Below are 17,770 nucleotides of genomic sequence, written 5' to 3' on the forward strand. Positions count from 1 at the left end.
CTTCTTTCACGCATGCTTGAGTATATAAAACGTTATTTTATAACGTTCCTGTATTCGGGAATAGAAGTTCGCTATGAAATGGGTAAAGCGTTCTCGCTGTTTCAATCGAGTAGACCAACAAAGCATAAGGGGGAGACCTATGAAGCTTGGGATTAACTTAGGACTGGCACTGATGATGGCTACATCACCACTGCTGGCTGCAGACGATGATTTGATGTCTGCAAAAACTTTTGCTGGTATGAAAGTTCGGAATATTGGTCCGGCTTACATGTCTGGACGTGTATCTGATATTGCAGTTGATCAGACCGATCCATCCACATGGTATGTTGCTATGGGATCTGGTGGTGTTTGGAAAACAGTGAATGCAGGTACAACATGGAAGCCGATCTTTGACGATCAGGATGTTTATTCCATTGGTGATGTTACTATTGATCCTAGCAACCCAAACATTATCTGGGTTGGTACAGGTGAGAATAACGGTGGTCGCCATATCTCATTCGGCGATGGTGTTTATAAATCGCTTGATGGCGGTAAAACATGGAAGAACATGGGGCTGAAAGCTTCCGAGCATATCGGCGATATTGTTATCCACCCGACAGATTCAAATACAGTTTGGGTTTCTGCTCAGGGGCCGCTTTGGTCAAAAGGCGGTGAGCGCGGTGTTTATAAAACTACGGACGGTGGTAAAACATGGCGCAATGTTCTTGAAGGTGACGAATGGACTGGTGTAGGCACACTGGCAATTGATCCGAGCAACCCAGATAAACTTTATGCCGCTAAATGGCAACGTCAGCGTACTGTAGCAGCGTTAATTGATACAGGTCCAGGATCCGGCCTGTTCACATCTGATGATGGTGGTGAAACTTGGGTGAAGATGAAAACAGGTCTGCCGGGTGGTGACCTTGGTAAATCAAGCATCGCAGTATCACCAATTGATCCAAACGTTGTGTATGCAGCAATTGAAACAAATGGCCGTAAAGGTGGTTTCTGGCGTTCTTCAGACAAGGGTGCAAGCTGGAAGAAAATGTCTGATATCGTTGGTGGCGGTACAGGACCTCACTATTATCAGGAAATCTTCGTAGATCCTGACACGTTTGACATGGTTTATATGTCTAGCAACGTAAGCTCGTTTTCAATGGATGGCGGTAAAACATGGAAGAACGTCAACCTAAAGAACCGTCACGTTGATGATCATGCTTTTGCATTCCACCCAACTGATCCTGATTTCATTCTTGTGGGTTCAGATGGCGGCCTTTATGAAAGCCGCGATAACATGGCGACATGGCGCTTTATGGAAGGTATTCCGGTAACGCAGTTCTACAAGATTGCGGCTGATGATGATTACCCATTCTATAATGTTTATGGCGGTACACAGGATAACTCCACTCAAGGTGGGCCAAGCCGTACACGCCGTGAAGATGGTATCAAAAATTCAGATTGGTATCTGATTATGGGTGGTGATGGTCACCAGCCTGCAACAGAACCTGGCAATCCAGATATTGTTTATGCGCAGTGGCAGCAGGGTAACCTGAACCGTTATGACCGCAAAACACGGGAAACAATCTACATTCAGCCGCAAGGCAAACCGGGTGACCCGGCAGAGCGCTTCAACTGGGATGCGCCGATCAATGTTTCTCATCATGACCCGAAGCGCCTGTATCACGCATCACAGCGCCTGTGGCGTTCTGATGATCGCGGTGATAGCTGGACAGCGATTTCACCTGATTTGACCCGCAATGAGAACCGCCTGCACCTTCCAATGATGGACCGCAAGTGGGGTGCTGAAGCTGGTTGGGATCTTTATGCGATGTCCAACTACAACACGATTGCGAACGTGGCTGAAAGCCCAGTGGATGAAAACATCCTTTATGTGGGTACAGATGATGGCCTTATTCAGGTTACGTCTGATGGCGGTGAGAACTGGACACGCTACGAGATTGGTAAAATCAAAGGCGTTCCTGCGCGTGCATACGTGAATGATATTCGTGCTGACCGTTTCGATGCCGATACAGTTTACGCGGCACTCGATAACCATAAGGAAGGTGATTATAAGCCTTACCTTATCAAGAGTACAAACCGTGGTAAAAGCTGGAAAATGATCACTGGTGGTCTGCCAGAGAAGAACCTTGTGTGGCGTATTACACAGGACCATGTGAACAAAGACCTTATGTTCATTGGTACTGAGTTTGGCCTTTATTTCACAGTTGATGGTGGTTCAAACTGGGTAGAGCTAACAGGCGGCGTTCCAACAATTTCTTTCCGTGATGTTCGCATTCAGCGTAGAGAAAATGATTTGGTAGCAGGTAGCTTTGGCCGTGGTATCTTCATTCTTGATGATTATTCAGCTCTTCGTGGTTTGAATAAAGATACACTTGATCAGGAAGCGCTCCTATTTGCTAAAGATAAAACGCTTCTTTTCAATGAAGATGGCCTTCATAGTGATAATCAGGGTGCTAACCAGTGGGTTGCTGATAACCCGCCATACGGTGCAACCTTCACATATTATCTGAAAGACACGTTTAAAACATCTAAGCAAAAGCGTGTTGCTGCGGATAAGAAACTCGCAAAAGATGGCAAAGATGTATTGTTCCCGGCGTGGGATGTGCTTGAAGCCGAGCTTCGTGAAGCAAAACCAAAGGTATTTGTAACCATTAAGGATGCTTCTGGAAAAGTGATCCGTCATGTAGCAGCTGCAAACAAAAAAGGTGTGCAGCGGGTAACATGGGACCTTCACCATGCGGCACAGGAAGCGATTACCTATGCGGCGAGTTCTTCACGTGCGAAGAATGCGAACGGTGTAAAAGCTATTCCTGGTACATATACAGCAACACTGAATGTGCGCGAGAACGGCAATATTCGCCAGCTGGCACAGCCGGTTTCTTTCGAAGTGGTAGCCGATGTTGCACCAACGCTTCAGAAAGCATCAGCTGCTGAAGTGCAGGCCTTCCAGCAGAAGGTTAGCAAAGCTGGCGCCGCTGTTCGGGCGGCAAGTGCTGTGATCAGTGACCTGCAGAAGCAGCTTAAAGTCTACCGCGTGGCGATGGACCGTACAGCTGATCAGGCAGCTCTTGAAACACAGTATGAAGCTATTCGTGCAGAGCTGTTCAGCTTAGCCGAACTGTTGAATGGTAAGAAGGCGGATGACCGTAAAGGTGCTGAGCCGGAAACTATTTCAAGCCGTATTGGTTTTGCACAGTTTAACAGTGGTAGTTCTTATGGACCAACACCACAGAGCCATGAGCAAATGGGCTATGCGCTTGAAGCCTTCAAGGATGTGCGCCGTCGTCTTGGTATCATGACTGAGCAGACAATCCCTGCGTTTGAGAAAGCTCTGGAAGATGCTGGTGCCCCGTGGGTACGAGGCTCAATGAAGCTGCCAAGCGCTGAGTAATTCCTGCGCTTGAATATCACTTAAGTGATTAAATGAAGGAGCCACCGGTAATTATCGCCGGTGGCTCTTTTTCTTGAAAGTGCGGTTATTGGCTAGCAGTTTGCTGGTTTTTAGTTTGCTGTGCGTCCTGCAATAATTTTTTCTGCTAGATCAGCTATCTCAGCTTCTGGATTTATAGGATTACTAGAAATAATGAGGTCTGGTGTCATGGGCTGTTGGCATAAAGCATCCCCTGATGACCGGGTAAAGATAGCTGTTGGTAAGGTCACTTCGAGTTTGGACCCGGATAAAATAAGTGGTTGAATACGGCCAGTTGTGCATGATCGAACGCCACTTGATGGGCCAGCTATCACTGCTTGTTTTGAATCCTGAAACGCCGTTAAAAACAAAATGGATGATGAATAACTGAGTGGCCCCATTAGCAAGTATGCTTGGCCAGGTATTTTTAGCTCTTCTTGTCCATCAACAGGGATCATATAGTCAAAGGGTGCTTCAACAATGGAACCAAGTTCCCCCTTCACCGGGCCGAGACGAAGGTTTCTTTCCGTCAGCCGTACTTTGAATTTCGAAACAAAAGAAAATGGTTCGGAAGCGACATAAGGCGCAATGCCCAGATGCCAATAGTGATCAGTGCCGCCAGGGTTCTTGCGTACATCAATAATTACATCTTTTACGCCCTTGTCGTGAAATTCCTGCCATGTCGCTTTCATGAAATTGAAAAAGGCTTCTTCGTGGGCTGGCTTATAATAAAACCGGTCAATCCGTAGATACCCAATATCGTTATCAAGTCTCTCGCGTTGAACCAGTTCCTCAAGCTCGGGATCTACTGCTCTTGGGTTTTTATCACTACCAATGACCGTGTGGGTGTGGGGCTGTCCATTTTTTTTGGTTTCAATCTTGTAATAACCGCTGTCCCCATAAAGCATCCAGTACATCTGGGAAAACCTGTCAGAAGCTAAGGCAAGGCGGTGGCTTGGAGAATCGCCGTGCATTCTACTTGAAATGGCTTTTATAATCTCTGCTGATTTGAGGCCGTTAATTCGTGTTATTTCATCACCTGCTTTGAAGCCTTCAATTGTCCCTTGGGTATCAGCAATATAAATACGGTTTGCTGTATCTATTTGTACTTTAAAGGGGAATAGGCGGCCGCCGCTTTCTATATGGTTTTGAAGATATTTGCCTGCTTCGGGAAAGAATACAGCCATGTGACCGTCTTGAAAATATGGGTTTAACTGCGCTAAATATTGCCAAGCTTCATAGTGGCTCAGTGGTTTCTTTAATCCTTCTGAAAGTCTATCTATTTGAAACTTCACCTGTTCTACATCCATGGTGAAACTTGGATCGGGATGGGTAGTCTCCAGCAGGTCTTTTAGCTTTGCTAAGTCCTCTCTAAGCGCCTCAACTGAAACTAATTCGCCTTCCGGCAATCGTTTCGTTTGTACTTCGGTTTGTTGAGAAGATGTATGAGCAGTACTGCTTACAGGAGCCGCTGTTGCACAAATGCTAAAGAGCATAGCGCTTGAAGCGATTAGGGTCGTTTTCATTTTCTGAGCCTCGCATGAAGGTATAGTTTATTATAATTTATAAGGTCTGTCTTATGTTTAGCTGATGGTGACCGTTTTCAAGCCATTTTTAAAAAATGTTGAACCGAAGAGTTAAAAGCGGGGAAAACTTGATGATTTTGCATGACATGCGTACAATTTATTTTCCCCAATATAGTTTTTAAATTTGATCATTGGAGATATAGCTGAGATCACCTGTCGCCTTAGCTATTTTCGGGTGTTCGCTATTTAGGCTTCGGTCATTCTGTTTTTGATAAAACAGGAGGTCCGTTATGATTAAGAACAAGATAGCTTGGCCAAAAGGTGCTAAATGCGCTGCTGCCATTACGTTTGATATTGATGCGGACAGTTTGATCCATATTTCTAAACCTAATGACGGCCATGATCGATTGTGCCCGCTTTCTATGGGGCTTTACGGTCCAACTGCTGCAATGCACCGCATATTGGATACCTATAAAAAGTTTGGCATTAGGCAGACATTTTTTATTCCTGCTTGGTGTATGGAACAATATCCAGAGATGGTGGAAAATATTCTGGAAGGTGGGCATGAAATAGCGCACCACGGCTATATTCATGAAGATCCTACTACGCATTCAACAGAAGAGCAGCGGTACTGGTTTGAAAAAGCTTTGGACGTGCATGTGCGCATGACCGGCAGCAAACCGAAAGGTTACCGGGCACCTGTTTACAATGTGAATATGGCTGTGGTTGATCTGCTGATTGAACACGGCTTTCTCTATGAAAGCTCCATGATGGCAGATGATACACCATACATTCTGCAAACAGATAAAGGTCGCTTGGTGGAAGCACCTGTTCATTGGGCTGTAGATGATTGGCCACCTTTCGCACATTACCCTGAAATTGATTATATGATGCATGTTCAGCCCGCGTCACATGGTCTTCAGGGCTTCTGGGAAGAGTTTGAAGCACAGCACAAACATGGTGGTTTTTGGATGTCTATCTGGCACCCATTCCTGACTGGACGGCTATCCCGCTGGTCGATGGTGGAGGAATGGCTTGAACGAGTGCTTGAACGCGGTGATGTATGGTTTGCTCCGGTTCATGAAATCGCTTCATATGTTCAAAGCCAGCATGAAACAGGTGCACAGGATATAAGGGTGGACAGGTTGCCTTATTATCCACAGGCACAGTTTCCAGCGGCGCGCGAACATAAAAAGTAGCACTGATTTTCAAGTATTCAGAGAGATATCACACCCCGAAGCCTTTGTTGGTTTCGGGGTTTTTCTTTAGATGTGAATTCCTTTGCTGAGAGCAACCTTAGGCTGCTTATAAAACATTTATAATCAATGCTTTAGTTTGTGTTCTGAGTGCATTCATCTATAGGCTGAATTTATCTCACATGATGTCAGGAGAGTCTTCTTTCATACTCAGTGTCGGGGAAAAGGGTGCCCGATGATGGGCTGCGGCAGCTGCTCCCGGAGTGCCTGCTGATTAATTTCTGATGTATGGGAGGATGATAATGCGCAAGCATTTCGTACCGAGCACGTTGCACCGGCAGCTGATGAGTGCTGTTGCTGTTACTACCGTTCTGGCAACACAAGCGTGGGGACAGGATGATGGAAAAGAACGTGAGCAAAAATATGCTCTTGAAGAGGTTGTTGTAACCGCACAAAAACGCTCTGAATCTCAGCAGAGTGTTGGTGTTACACTTTCTGCTTTTTCTGGCGATGTAATGAAAGAACTGAATGTTGATGATATCGCTGATGTAGCGGCAAATATCCCCAACGTTCAGGTGAACTATGGTTTTGGCCCTACAAATTTTAATGTACGTGGCCTTGGTGTGAATGAATTCTCCAGTAATCTGGATTCACCAATCGCCGTACATGTTGATGAAAGCTATATTTCGAAGAGCTTCACCACGAGCTTGCTTTTGTTTGATATTGGACGAGTTGAAGCGCTTAAAGGTCCGCAAGGTACACTCTTTGGTCGGAATGCCACAGGTGGCGCGGTAAACTTTTTCACCAATAAGCCGCATAATGAGTTTGAAGCTAGCATTAATGCTGGGTTTGATACTTATGAAACGCTCCGTGTTGAAGGTGTATACAATACACCACTTACTGATAGCCTAAGCCTCCGCCTGTCTGGTTTTGTTATTAATCAGGGGCAGGGCTTTTATGAAAATACCACACGAAATGAGGATGAAGGCAAAACTGATAAGTGGGCAGTACGTGGCCAGCTTAATTGGGCTGGTGAAAACACTGAGGTGAACTTGTCACTTTCTTACGGTCAGGATCGTTCCGACTTTATTCCGTATGAGGGTGTAGGTGTTGCAACTCCTGAATCGGTAGCTGCTGGTGCCCCTGAGTTTTGTCCTGAGTATCTGAATGGTACTGTGCGTGGTAATACAGCTAATTGTGTACGTACAATTGATGGCTTGAACCCGGGTGACGATGATCCATTCACATCAGAAGGTGATGTTGAACACCAAGTGAATAACGAATCTTTCATTGGTCAACTTCGCATTGATCATGATTTCTCAATTGGTACATTCTCTTCCATATCAACTTACCAAACATTTGAACGCGATCAGCGTGAAGATGCTGATGGTACGCCTGGTCCGGGTATTGAGAACTTCTACTATGATAAAGTAGAGGTGTTTGGTCAGGAACTGCGCCTTGCGTCAGATAACGCCGGTGTTTGGAACTATGTTGCAGGCCTTTACTATCTGAAAGATGATTTCCGTCAGTCAGAATATTTGCGTGTTGCAGGCGGTGCTGTGCCAGGCTTGTTCTCTAGCTTTACGCAGAGCAATGAAGCCGTTGCAGCTTTCTTGCACAATAACTTCCAACTTACTGATTCCTTCAGCCTTACAGGCGGTATCCGCTGGAGTAGAGAAGAAGTAACCATCGTTGGAGGTACCGATGCTGGCTTAGGCTCTATTGATTTTGGTGATGGTGAAGATGGCCCGGAAACAATCGTCGCTACGCTTGCGACACATACACTGTTGCCAGATGGTGGTGAACGTACAGATGAAAACGTAAACTTCAAAGTAGGTTTTGAGTGGGAACCAGAGCTGGAAGCTTTTGATCAGTTCTTGTTCTTTGGTAATGTTTCTACAGGTTTCCGTTCAGGCGGTTATAACGCGACCTTTGTTTCTGCGCAGGAAGGTTTCACGTCTCTTGAGCCTGAAACAATCACTGCTTATGAAGCTGGTTTCAAAACTACATTTCTAGATAACCGCGCGCGCGTAAATGTATCTGGTTTCATTTATGATTTCTCCAACGGCATCGTAAATGTGGATACGCCTTTCGCGGTTCTGCCAGTTGCTGTGAACGCTGCCTCTATTGATACTAAAGGTATTGAGATTGATGGTCAGTTCCTTCTTGCACCTGGCCTTGAACTGAACGTTGCAGGTGGTTGGCTTGATTCTGAAATCGTAAGCGATATTACGGCAGCTGGTGTAAGCCTTAATGGCTTTACGCCGGTAAATGCGCCTGAGTGGACCTTCAATGGTCAGCTTCGCTATGAATTTGAAGTAAGTGATGACTGGAACATGATTGTTTCAACAGATTGGAGCTGGCGCGATGACCAGTTCCTGGAAACAGTGAATGCACCGTCTAACCTTGAAGATGCTTACTGGATTGGTAATGCCCGCATCACGCTTACTGATGTTACCGAGAAATACAGCGTTTCCATTTATGGCAGTAACATCACCAATACCACATACCGGACCTACGCGAATGATCTGCCGAGCTTTGGCTGGCTCTTGAATATCTATGGCCCACCAAGAGTGTTTGGTGTTTCCGCAGGCATACGTTTCTAAACATTGAGAGAGAAATCATCAGGGGCCTTCGAGCCTCTGAAAACCGTTTAGTTTGAGGGTTGGAGACCGATCAATGACCAATGATTTTGCATATATGGCGGCTTATGAAATCGCTGATTTAATCCGAGCGCGGGAAGTGTCTCCGGTGGAAGTAATGTTAAGTACTATCAACCGCATTGAAGCGCGAAATGCATCTATGAATGCTTTTGTGTTTACGGCTTTTGAAGAAGCCCTTGAAAATGCAAAGGCGGCTGAAGATGAGATAATGCGCGGTGATTACAAAGGCCCGCTTCACGGTATTCCAACCGCCATGAAAGACCTGTTTGATTTTAAAGAAGGGTGGCCGTCCACACTTGGTGGTGTTCCAGCGATGAAGGATAATATTGCAGAAAACAACTGCGCTTATACAGAACGCATGGAAGCGGCTGGTGCGATTATTGTTGGTAAAACAAATAGCCCTACGTTTGGTTATAGAGGAACTTGTGACAATTTCCTTTTTGGCCCTACGGGAAATCCATTTAACACCAACTACAACAGTGGCGGTTCGTCAGGTGGTAGTGCGGCAGCGGTAGCTGATGGTTTAGTGCCAATCGCGGAAGGAACTGATGGGGGTGGTTCTATTCGTATTCCAGCTGCCTGGTGTAACAATTATGGTTTCAAGCCTTCCTTTGGTCGCTCACCTATTCTTATAAGGCCAAACGCTTTTGGTGCTTCCACACCGTTCATTCATATGGGGCCAATCACGCGTAATGTTAAAGATGCTGTAAATACACTTAATGCCCTATGTGGGCCGCATCCGGGTGATCCTTTAGCTGTTATGCCAAAGGAAGATCTAAGTGGATATGTTGGCCGCCCTGTTGGTGGCATGAAGGTAGCGTTTACTGAAGATTTTGGAATTTTCCCGGTTGTTCCAGAAGTAAGAGCTGCAGTGCGCCGCACAGCTGAAAAACTACGGGAAGCGGGAGTTGTCGTTGAGGATGTGAAGTTTGATATTAAGCACTCTGCTTATGAACTAGGTGAACTTTGGTGCAAACTATTTGCTCCGCTTAACAATCATGTGCTCGATAGTTTGAAGCAAAATGGTGTCGATCTTCTGAACGGTGATATGCAACAGGTGCCTGATGAATTCATCAAATGGTCAAAATATGCTTCGGAAGAGCTCACATTTGTAGAGCATCATCGCCAGCAAAGTATTCGCGGTGAAATCTTTGATGAACTCCAGCGCGTACTAGAGGGTTATGACGCTATTATCTCTCCCACTCTTGCTTGTTTACCCGTTTTGAATGAGCAAAATGGCGATACTATGGGGCCGACAGAACTTGAGGGTGAACAGGTTGAGCCGCTTATTGGTTGGTGCATGACATACTTCAATAATTTCACAGGGCATCCTGCTGCAAATGTGCCAGCGGGACTTAGTAAAGATGGTTTGCCAATTGGGCTTCATATCACAGGCCGGATGGGTGCAGATGGTGATGTTATCGCGCTCAGTAGTGCCTTTGAGCAAGTTGCCCCGTGGCAGCAACACTATGATGTGTGTAAAGCACGTGCGTTGTAAAAACGGCTGAATGGAGTGGGGCATAAGTGCCCCATCATACTTCACCGATGGCATATAGACTTTATTATTAAATTCTGGCTAACATGCTTTAATCAGATGGGAAATTTGAGGCTTTAACATATGGCAAGACTTCCGCAGCTTAGAGGACTTCAGGCATTTGATGCCGCAGCAAGGCACTTGAGCTTCAAAAAGGCGGCTGAAGAATTAAACGTTACGCCTACCGCGATTAGCCATTTGATCAAAGCCCTTGAAGATGATCTTGGTCTAAAGCTGTTTAACCGGTTGACCCGGTCTTTATCTCTCACTCAGGCTGGTGAAGTATACGCACCGCATGTGCATGAAGCCTTTCGTAAGCTTGAAGAAGCTTCACTCGCCATTACGGATAGTGACGCCAGTGGTCCTATCCATATCACCACGACAAAGACATTTGCCAGTAAATGGCTATCGCCTCGTTTGCATACCTTTAGCGCTGAAAATCAGGAGTTCCGAGTGAAACTTGATGCCAGTGATATGGTACGCGATTTTGCTGTGAATAATATTGATATTGCAATCAGGCACGGTACTGGCGATTACGGAGGCCAGTATTATTCCTGGATACTCGATAACTATGTAGCGCCAGTTTGTTCACCTGATTTATTTGAAAGTGGCGATATCACGCCGGAAGACCTGCTCAAACATCCACTGATTGTTTATGAATGGAGTGGGTTTTGTGAAGAAGATCCTGACTGGGAAAAATGGTTCGCTGAATGTGGCATTGAAAAACCTAATCTGGATTTAGCAGAAACCTATAGTGACGAGCATATTTGTGTTCAGGCAGCTTTGGATGGCCGCGGTATAGCGCTCACAAGCCTGTTGGCTAGCGCTTCTCATATTGAAGCAGGGCGATTAATCGTGCCTGTTCCTGTGTTGGTGAAAGATAAAAGTTATTATCTCGTTTGCAATCAGCTTCATTCCGAGAGCAAGAAAGTGAAAGCTTTTGAAAACTGGCTGTTGGAAGAGGCTGATACTTTCAGGGATACAGCCGTTGGCGCTCTTATGGAAAAAGAGTGGCTAAAGGATAACGAACCTTCTGAATAGCCCTCAAATAACATTTATTCATCTAAAGATCTAAATTCCTCAGCTATCAGATTAGCTCTTATCGCTCGTAGATTAAGCCAATTAATCGTTACTCTTAAAATAGAGAAAATCCGAGCTGGGAAGCGGCTTTATCATCTGTATATCTATAATAAAGCCGGGCTTTTCGCTATCAGAGAAATGAGGCTTTATCCGGATGACACAAGAGTTGAACGGGAAGATCGCGCTAGTTACAGGTTCTTGCAGAGGTATTGGCCGGGCATGCGGCAAAGCACTGGCAATAGCAGGTGCTCAAGTGGTCTTGAACTGGAATGAATCTGAAGACGACATCAATAATGTTGTAACCGAGATACGGTCTTTAGGGGGGAAGTGCATGCCTGTGCGTGCTGATGTCTCCAATGAGATCGATGTTCGGCAGATGTTCAACTATATTGATGAAGTCTGGGGCGCGATTGATATTGTGGTGAATAATGCCGGCGTTGCGCTTAGCAAGCCGTTCCTTGATAGTACGGAAGAAGATTTTCAATATATTTTTGATACCAATGTAAGGGGTGCTTTCTTTGTCGGGAAAGAAGCGCTGAGGCGTATGCAAGGCCGCAGCGATCTACCGCGGCTGATCAATATTGGATCAGAACTGGGGTATCTTGGACGCCCGAACAACGCTCTTTATGCAGCATCAAAAGCAGCCATGATGAACCTTACCAAATCCTGGGCCACAGAATTTGCGCCGTATGTGTTGGTTAATACGATCGCACCAGGGCCTATTTCCACACGCATGTTAGACCCTAAACGTATGTCCGAGGAAAGTTTGGAACTTGAACTGAATAACCCGATGGGACGTTTGGGAACGGTTGATGAAGTGGCTGGCTGTGTCAGATTTTTAAGTGGCCCGGAGGCCACTTTCATAACCGGTCAAACTCTTGGACCTAATGGCGGGGCCGTTATGCCGTAAGGGAGCTTGCGGGCTTTACAAGGAAATCTAGTGGGTGAGTGGTTTTACTGTCACCATTCACCACCGTGATGTCCTGTGGGCATGCTGACATTGCAATGATAGTTGGCATACAGGCCTTAAGGACTATTTCATCCCGTTCTTTTGAAACCGGTGGTAACCAGCGAAAATCACCATTTTCCTCAACTGGAACATTCATCCACACATTGAAAGGGCTTGGCACATAGGCCTGTGTTCTGCCGATAGCATACATCGCCATTCGCATGTTATCTGAACAGTTATCATGATAGCCTTCAACGCCCAATTCTTCGTACCGGTACACATCACAGGCCGCGATTACTGTATCGTGAATGCCAGCTGATGAATCTGCGACAACTTCAAGAATAGGCCGACGGCGGTTGGTAACAAGCTTATCTCCTTCTCTGGGAATAGTCCGGTTTAACGCAGTTCGGCTATGTTCCATGGACATATATTCAGCCTGATTTTCGGCATTAAAGGCCCATAGATCACATACTTGACGCCCCGTTGGGTTTGCTAGAACCAGATACTCGTTTTTCTTGAGAATAACCGCACGGCCTTGTCTGGCAGGTATTCGGTAAGTTTTGTTAAACTCGACACGGCCGCTCGGTGATGCAGGGGTAACCAGGGTATCATTAAAGCCTTTCAATTCCGCAGCAGACCCTAACGCGCTGCGAAGCTTTTCTTCTTCAGTGATGTAACACATTCTGGAGCCTTTCTTACTCGGGCTGCGCGCTTTGCCCAGCCAAAACCACAGTTCCAGTTTGCTCATACTTTTTAATGGTCCCGCTAATGATCATTTTTCATGTAACGCTGTATTTTTGATCAGTTTATCCGTGACGTCCCTGAAGCTATATTTTCTGTGTCGGTACGGCGTGAGGTATCGACAGCATTTCCCAGCGTATCGGGGATTGCAGTTCCATGTTTCATGGAATGAGTTTTAGTCTCCCGAGGATGTGGTAGGCGCGGAAAATTGGAGCTCTCCCTCCCCCTGAGCGTTTCCTATCAGTTGGCAGTAGCCTACGCATCCCAACTTAACCTTTCGAAGGTTAGCTACCTTTAGCCCCGGGTTGGCTTCAGGTAGACGCCCACCATCCTTGAGTCTTGGATGGTGGGCTTTTTTATTAAATCATGAATAATCAAGGATGATCGGATGACGGATGAAGAACAGATAAAAGGCATTATTCGGGCTCAGTTTACAGCTCTGAAATGGGGAGCAGATATCAAACCAAATTGGCCAAGTTTTGAGGCGGGGTTTACGGAAGGAGCCTACCTTATTCCTGCAAAGCGCCCAGCGAAGCCGATTAGTGTTTTTGATTTTATCCAACGAATGGAGGGGTTACGAAAAGACGGTAGTCTTGAAAGCTTTTCTGAACAAGAAAAGGGTACGTTTATTAAAGTGGTAGGTAATATAGCAATTGCACTTGCCGGTTGTGAGATGACAGAAAATAAAGCAGAGGTGACCAAAGATATAAGCGCGTTTTTGCTTGTTAAAACAAATGGTGAATGGTCAATCGCGGCACAAGCTTGGGATGTTGTTGAAGATTTTAATGCGCTTGCCTAATTAAAGAGCCCACAGATATCACCTGAGTGGATTCTGGTTTTATCTGTGGGAAGTGTTGGGAACTTAAAGGGGCTCCCAAGGACAATGCTTGAATATTAATCGGCGGAAACATCAACGCCGGCGATTTCGTCCTGATTAAGCGGCATTACACCAATCTGGAAGAAAAGCCCGAGCGCATCTTCGTGGTAAAGATAATCAACCACTTTACCATCGTTAAAAGTGAACATTTCACCGCCATAGATATCGATTTTTTTGCCTGTACCTGGGATGCCGTAGAAATCACCTTTGTGGGTGCCGCGAAGACGGAAGCGGCTTGCAACTTTATTACCTTCGGCGATAAGCTCAATTGCATCTTCGTGAATGTCAGGGAAGGCTTCGCGCCAGAATCTCACAAGAGTTTTGAACCCTTCGCGCCCTGTTGGCCAGCCTTCAAGGAATTGTTCGTGGTTTACGTTTTCATCAAAAATCTCATCAATCATATCCATGTCACCATGGTTCCAGCAGATTGAGTAAATTTTCTCGACGATTTCTTTATTTCTTTCCTGTTCGGACATGGATGATCTCCTGTTCAGATAACCGTTAAATGCTTACTTTTCTCCGCGCTAAAAGCGCTTCAGGAGAAAGCTCTGCCTGCAATCATTGGTCTGATGCTCTTCCGTGTCACCTTACTATTCATCAAGGATTGGGTGAGGCTGATTCACCTCAGCTGTTATTGGAAACTCATCATCTGTTGGATGAATTTTGCGGTGTTGTAGCTTTGACCTGCTGTTCATAGCCTAATCACAAAATAACTGAATTTTATCGCTGTGTTGAACAGGTGAAAAGGAACGGGATGTGAGCTTCTTGAGTTTTAAAGATCAAACCGTATTGGTAACTGGTGGAAGTAGCGGTATTGGTTTTGGCGTGGCCCAAGCTTTTGCTGAAGCTGGTGCAACACTGCATATTATGTCGCAAAGCTCAGACATTGTTGCAGCCGCCGAAAAGCTCTCAGAAAACTCTTCTGTACTTGTTACCGCACATCAATGCGATATTCAAAATTCGGAAGCAGTGAAAGAGGCGCTTGCATCAATAGGACAACTGGATGTGCTCGTAGCCAATGCTGGCGTAGAACGTGTTACCCCGATTACGGACTTATCTTCACAAACCGAGGAAGATTTCAGAACCATTATAAATACCAATATTCTGGGTACATATTATGTAACTCGGGAAGCCGTACGATATATGGAGCAGGGTAGTAATATCATTATTACCGCATCTATCTGGGGCCGTACCGGTGTTGCTGAATTCAGTGGTTATGTAGCCTCCAAGCACGCTAACATTGGGTTTATGCGCAGTCTTGCCCGCGAACTAGGGCCTGAGGGTATCAGGGTAAACTGCGTATGCCCTGGCTGGGTGAAAACGGGGCCGGCTATGCAATCTCTAAAAGAAATCGCTGAAGATAAGCAAGTAAGCGAAGAAGAAGCTCTCTCTGAAATTACCGCAAACCAGTGTTTGCCGGGGATTCAGGAGCCCTCTGATATTGCAGGATTATATCTCTATTTAGCGTCGCCATTTGCCAGCAATATTACTGGTCAATCTATCAACGCGGATAGAGGTGAGCGACTTTCATGAATGGGAAGTTGGATAAGATGGATCTCTTAACACCGAATTATGCCCTACGGTTTCTGGATGCTGTTGAAATAGTGGGTCTAGTGAAAGAGGGCCATTTGTCCACACAAGAGTTGATAGAGTGTTCTAGCCGGTCGGCGGCAGAAGAGCAGAAGAATATTTTTATTCGTACATCAAAGCCCGAGAAAATCGGGCTACACACAGATATCTCAACCCTAAATCAAAAACTTGGTGCTGTACGCAGTATGCTGGATGGTATTCCTGTTGCTTGGAAAGATAATTTTAAACATAAGAATGAGCCATTAACTGCGGGCCAAAAGTCCCCGAGAATGCACCCGAAGGATAATGTTGCCGCAGTATCAGTTGAGTTTGCAGAAGCTGCTGGCCTTATTCCTGTTGGCGCAACCAACATGAGTGAACTGGCTTTTTCGGGACTTGGGCTTAATGCCCATCATGGCACACCATATAACCCGTATTCAGCTGCACGGCGGCTTATTCCTGGGGGATCATCAAGCGGATCTGCTTCCGCTGTTTCGATGGGCTTAGTGCCCATAGGAATTGGGACAGATACATCCGGATCAGTTCGTATCCCCGCTTCTATGCAAAATCTGGTGGGTTTTAAGCCGTCTTTCGGAAGGTACCCGATTGAAGGTGTAATACCACTGGCACCCAGCTTAGATACCATTGGTTTCCTCACTCGCAGTGTAAGGGACTGTATTCTCTTAGATGATATATTCAGGGGGCACAGTTCGTTGTTTGCGGGACTGACTTGGTCACAATACGAAGCAAAAAAAAGAACAACCCATGCGCTGAAGAAGACAATTTTTGTTCCCGAAAATTATATCTGGGATCAGGCCTCGGAGATTGTTGTCGAACGGTTTGAAGCCGCTCTCACAACCCTTGATGAAGCTGGATATTCTATTGTTCGAAAAGAATTTAATGTCTTTGACCGTGTGGCTAGCCTGTTTCGTGATAACGGTACCTTGGTGGCTTTTGAAGCAGGTAGATTATACAGAGATTACGCATATAGTTCGAAGTCAAAGTCCATGGACCCATTTGTAGTATCTAGACTTAGGGATGCTATAGAATTGAAAGATCGTCACGGGGCAATGATCCTTTCATACCGGAATGAGCTGATCAAGGATATGAACCGTGAACTAGCGGGCGGAATGCTGGCAATGCCTACAGTAGCTGTTGATATACCAACGATGGTTGATGTGCAGAAATCAGCTAAAGCGTTTCACCGTTATAACCAGTTATGCCTCAGAAACACGATGCTGGGGAGTTTTCTGAATTTACCGGGTGTATCGCTTCCCATGGAAATGGGCAGAAAAGAACTGCCTGCTGGATTACTTCTCTCTGCAAACAGCGAAAATGATCGCGCCCTGTTGTGGGAGGCGCATAGCATGCTTCCCATCATCAACCCCCAGTATGTTGCCGATACCAGATACTCATAAGAAGCTGATTTCAAAATAAAATATTGGCACCTCAATAGTGCTCAGCCATCGAATTAGGACATGTCGTTCGCGGATTTGAAGGCAGACCCCATATTTTTTGGGTGATCAAGTGGCGGGCTTTTCTCCCGAAAAACTGATCACCGAATGAGTATGTAAGGAGGAGAATAATCCTGATGTCTGTAATCAACAAAGATGACCGGCAAGTAGCTCCCACGGCAACTTCTGAGACAGAGTTATCCAATACCTTTCTTGGTGACGCCATTGAAATAGCGATTGTAACGCCTGACCATAAGAAAACGATGGAAGGCCTGGTAAAAATGGGTATTGGGCCATGGCGGGTTTATACCTTTTCACCAGAAAACACTACAGAACAAACCTACCGAGGTGAACCAGCTGAGTTCGAAATCAAGGTTTGTTTTGCCAGAAGCGGCAACATCATCTGGGAACTGATGCAGCCTCTCTCAGGGCCAACAATTTTTGAGGAATACCTGAAGAGAAACCCAGAAGGGGGCATTCAACATATCGCTTATGATTGTGGTGATATTCCGCTTGAAGAACGCTTTGCTGAATTCGAACGCAGAGGCTTTAAGTGCATCCAATCAGGCAAGTGGATGGATAAGAATCACTTTGCTTTCTTCGATACAGAAGAAGAAACGTCAACCGTATTTGAAACCTATTATTTCCCTGCAGACTTTGAATATCCGGAACCGGAGGAATGGTACCCGTCGGCCCCACCTGAAGTGGATAACAAAGTTTATAGCAGCGGCGGCGCGCCAAAAAATCGCGACTAATCAAAGATAAGGAATAG

The 17,770-nt window shown here is 45.7% G+C and carries 13 protein-coding genes; 10 read left to right on the forward strand and 3 right to left on the reverse strand.

All coding sequences use genetic code 11. From position 1 onward, the window contains the following. The first annotated feature begins 139 nt into the window (after positions 1 to 139). Entirely contained in the window at positions 140 to 3,391 is a 3,252-nt protein-coding gene (locus KFE96_RS08465) for a glycosyl hydrolase (protein ID WP_255835549.1), read from the forward strand. A 110-nt stretch (positions 3,392 to 3,501) separates the two neighbouring features. Here the strand turns inward: KFE96_RS08465 and KFE96_RS08470 are convergent, their stop codons facing one another. Next, complete coding sequence (locus KFE96_RS08470) at positions 3,502 to 4,935, reverse strand: S41 family peptidase (RefSeq protein ID WP_255835550.1); 1,434 nt, start codon at positions 4,933 to 4,935, stop codon at positions 3,502 to 3,504. A 290-nt stretch (positions 4,936 to 5,225) separates the two neighbouring features. Here KFE96_RS08470 and KFE96_RS08475 point away from each other — a divergent pair, with 290 nt between their 5' ends. The 5 genes from KFE96_RS08475 (at position 5,226) to KFE96_RS08495 (ending at position 12,318) form a co-directional block, all read left to right on the forward strand. Continuing rightward, a complete protein-coding gene (locus KFE96_RS08475) occupies positions 5,226 to 6,134 on the forward strand; it encodes a polysaccharide deacetylase (protein WP_255835552.1) in 909 nt (302 codons plus the stop codon). Between the two features lie 299 nt (positions 6,135 to 6,433). Further along, positions 6,434 to 8,737, forward strand: a complete 2,304-nt coding sequence (locus KFE96_RS08480; RefSeq protein ID WP_255835554.1) for a TonB-dependent receptor — start codon at positions 6,434 to 6,436, stop codon at positions 8,735 to 8,737. A 73-nt stretch (positions 8,738 to 8,810) separates the two neighbouring features. Beyond that, positions 8,811 to 10,292 (forward strand): amidase, encoded by a 1,482-nt coding sequence (locus KFE96_RS08485; RefSeq protein WP_255835555.1) that lies wholly within the window; start codon positions 8,811 to 8,813, stop codon positions 10,290 to 10,292. 120 nt (positions 10,293 to 10,412) lie between these two features. After that, positions 10,413 to 11,369: a transcriptional regulator GcvA gene (gene gcvA, locus KFE96_RS08490; protein WP_255835556.1), complete on the forward strand. Its 957-nt coding sequence runs from the start codon at positions 10,413 to 10,415 to the stop codon at positions 11,367 to 11,369. 193 nt (positions 11,370 to 11,562) lie between these two features. After that, positions 11,563 to 12,318: an SDR family NAD(P)-dependent oxidoreductase gene (locus tag KFE96_RS08495; protein WP_255835557.1), complete on the forward strand. Its 756-nt coding sequence runs from the start codon at positions 11,563 to 11,565 to the stop codon at positions 12,316 to 12,318. On the opposite strand, the gene KFE96_RS08500 is transcribed toward KFE96_RS08495, so the two are convergent. Then, complete coding sequence (locus KFE96_RS08500; RefSeq protein ID WP_255835558.1) at positions 12,308 to 13,105, reverse strand: DUF1989 domain-containing protein; 798 nt, start codon at positions 13,103 to 13,105, stop codon at positions 12,308 to 12,310. The two genes, KFE96_RS08495 and KFE96_RS08500, sit on opposite strands and share 11 nt — an antisense overlap. A gap of 381 nt (positions 13,106 to 13,486) precedes the next feature. On the opposite strand from KFE96_RS08500, the gene KFE96_RS08505 reads away from it, so the two are divergent. Beyond that, complete coding sequence (locus KFE96_RS08505; protein ID WP_255835559.1) at positions 13,487 to 13,897, forward strand: hypothetical protein; 411 nt, start codon at positions 13,487 to 13,489, stop codon at positions 13,895 to 13,897. Between the two features lie 95 nt (positions 13,898 to 13,992). Here the strand turns inward: KFE96_RS08505 and KFE96_RS08510 are convergent, their stop codons facing one another. Beyond that, positions 13,993 to 14,451, reverse strand: a complete 459-nt coding sequence (locus tag KFE96_RS08510) for an ester cyclase (RefSeq protein WP_255835560.1) — start codon at positions 14,449 to 14,451, stop codon at positions 13,993 to 13,995. 280 nt (positions 14,452 to 14,731) lie between these two features. Here KFE96_RS08510 and KFE96_RS08515 point away from each other — a divergent pair, with 280 nt between their 5' ends. The 3 genes from KFE96_RS08515 (at position 14,732) to KFE96_RS08525 (ending at position 17,753) form a co-directional block, all read left to right on the forward strand. Next, the gene (locus KFE96_RS08515; RefSeq protein WP_255835561.1) at positions 14,732 to 15,508 is read left to right on the forward strand and encodes an SDR family NAD(P)-dependent oxidoreductase; all 777 of its coding nucleotides are present in this window, start codon (positions 14,732 to 14,734) and stop codon (positions 15,506 to 15,508) included. Further along, on the forward strand, positions 15,505 to 16,962 hold the full coding sequence (locus KFE96_RS08520; RefSeq protein ID WP_255835562.1) for an amidase family protein: 1,458 nt from the start codon (positions 15,505 to 15,507) through the stop codon (positions 16,960 to 16,962). Before KFE96_RS08515 ends, KFE96_RS08520 begins: the two co-directional genes overlap by 4 nt. A 173-nt stretch (positions 16,963 to 17,135) precedes the next feature. Further along, complete coding sequence (locus KFE96_RS08525) at positions 17,136 to 17,753, forward strand: VOC family protein (protein ID WP_255835563.1); 618 nt, start codon at positions 17,136 to 17,138, stop codon at positions 17,751 to 17,753. Positions 17,754 to 17,770: the final 17 nt, after the last annotated feature.

It is taken from the genome of Kordiimonas sp. SCSIO 12603, from assembly GCF_024398035.1.
Taxonomy (GTDB): Bacteria; Pseudomonadota; Alphaproteobacteria; order Sphingomonadales; family Kordiimonadaceae; genus Kordiimonas.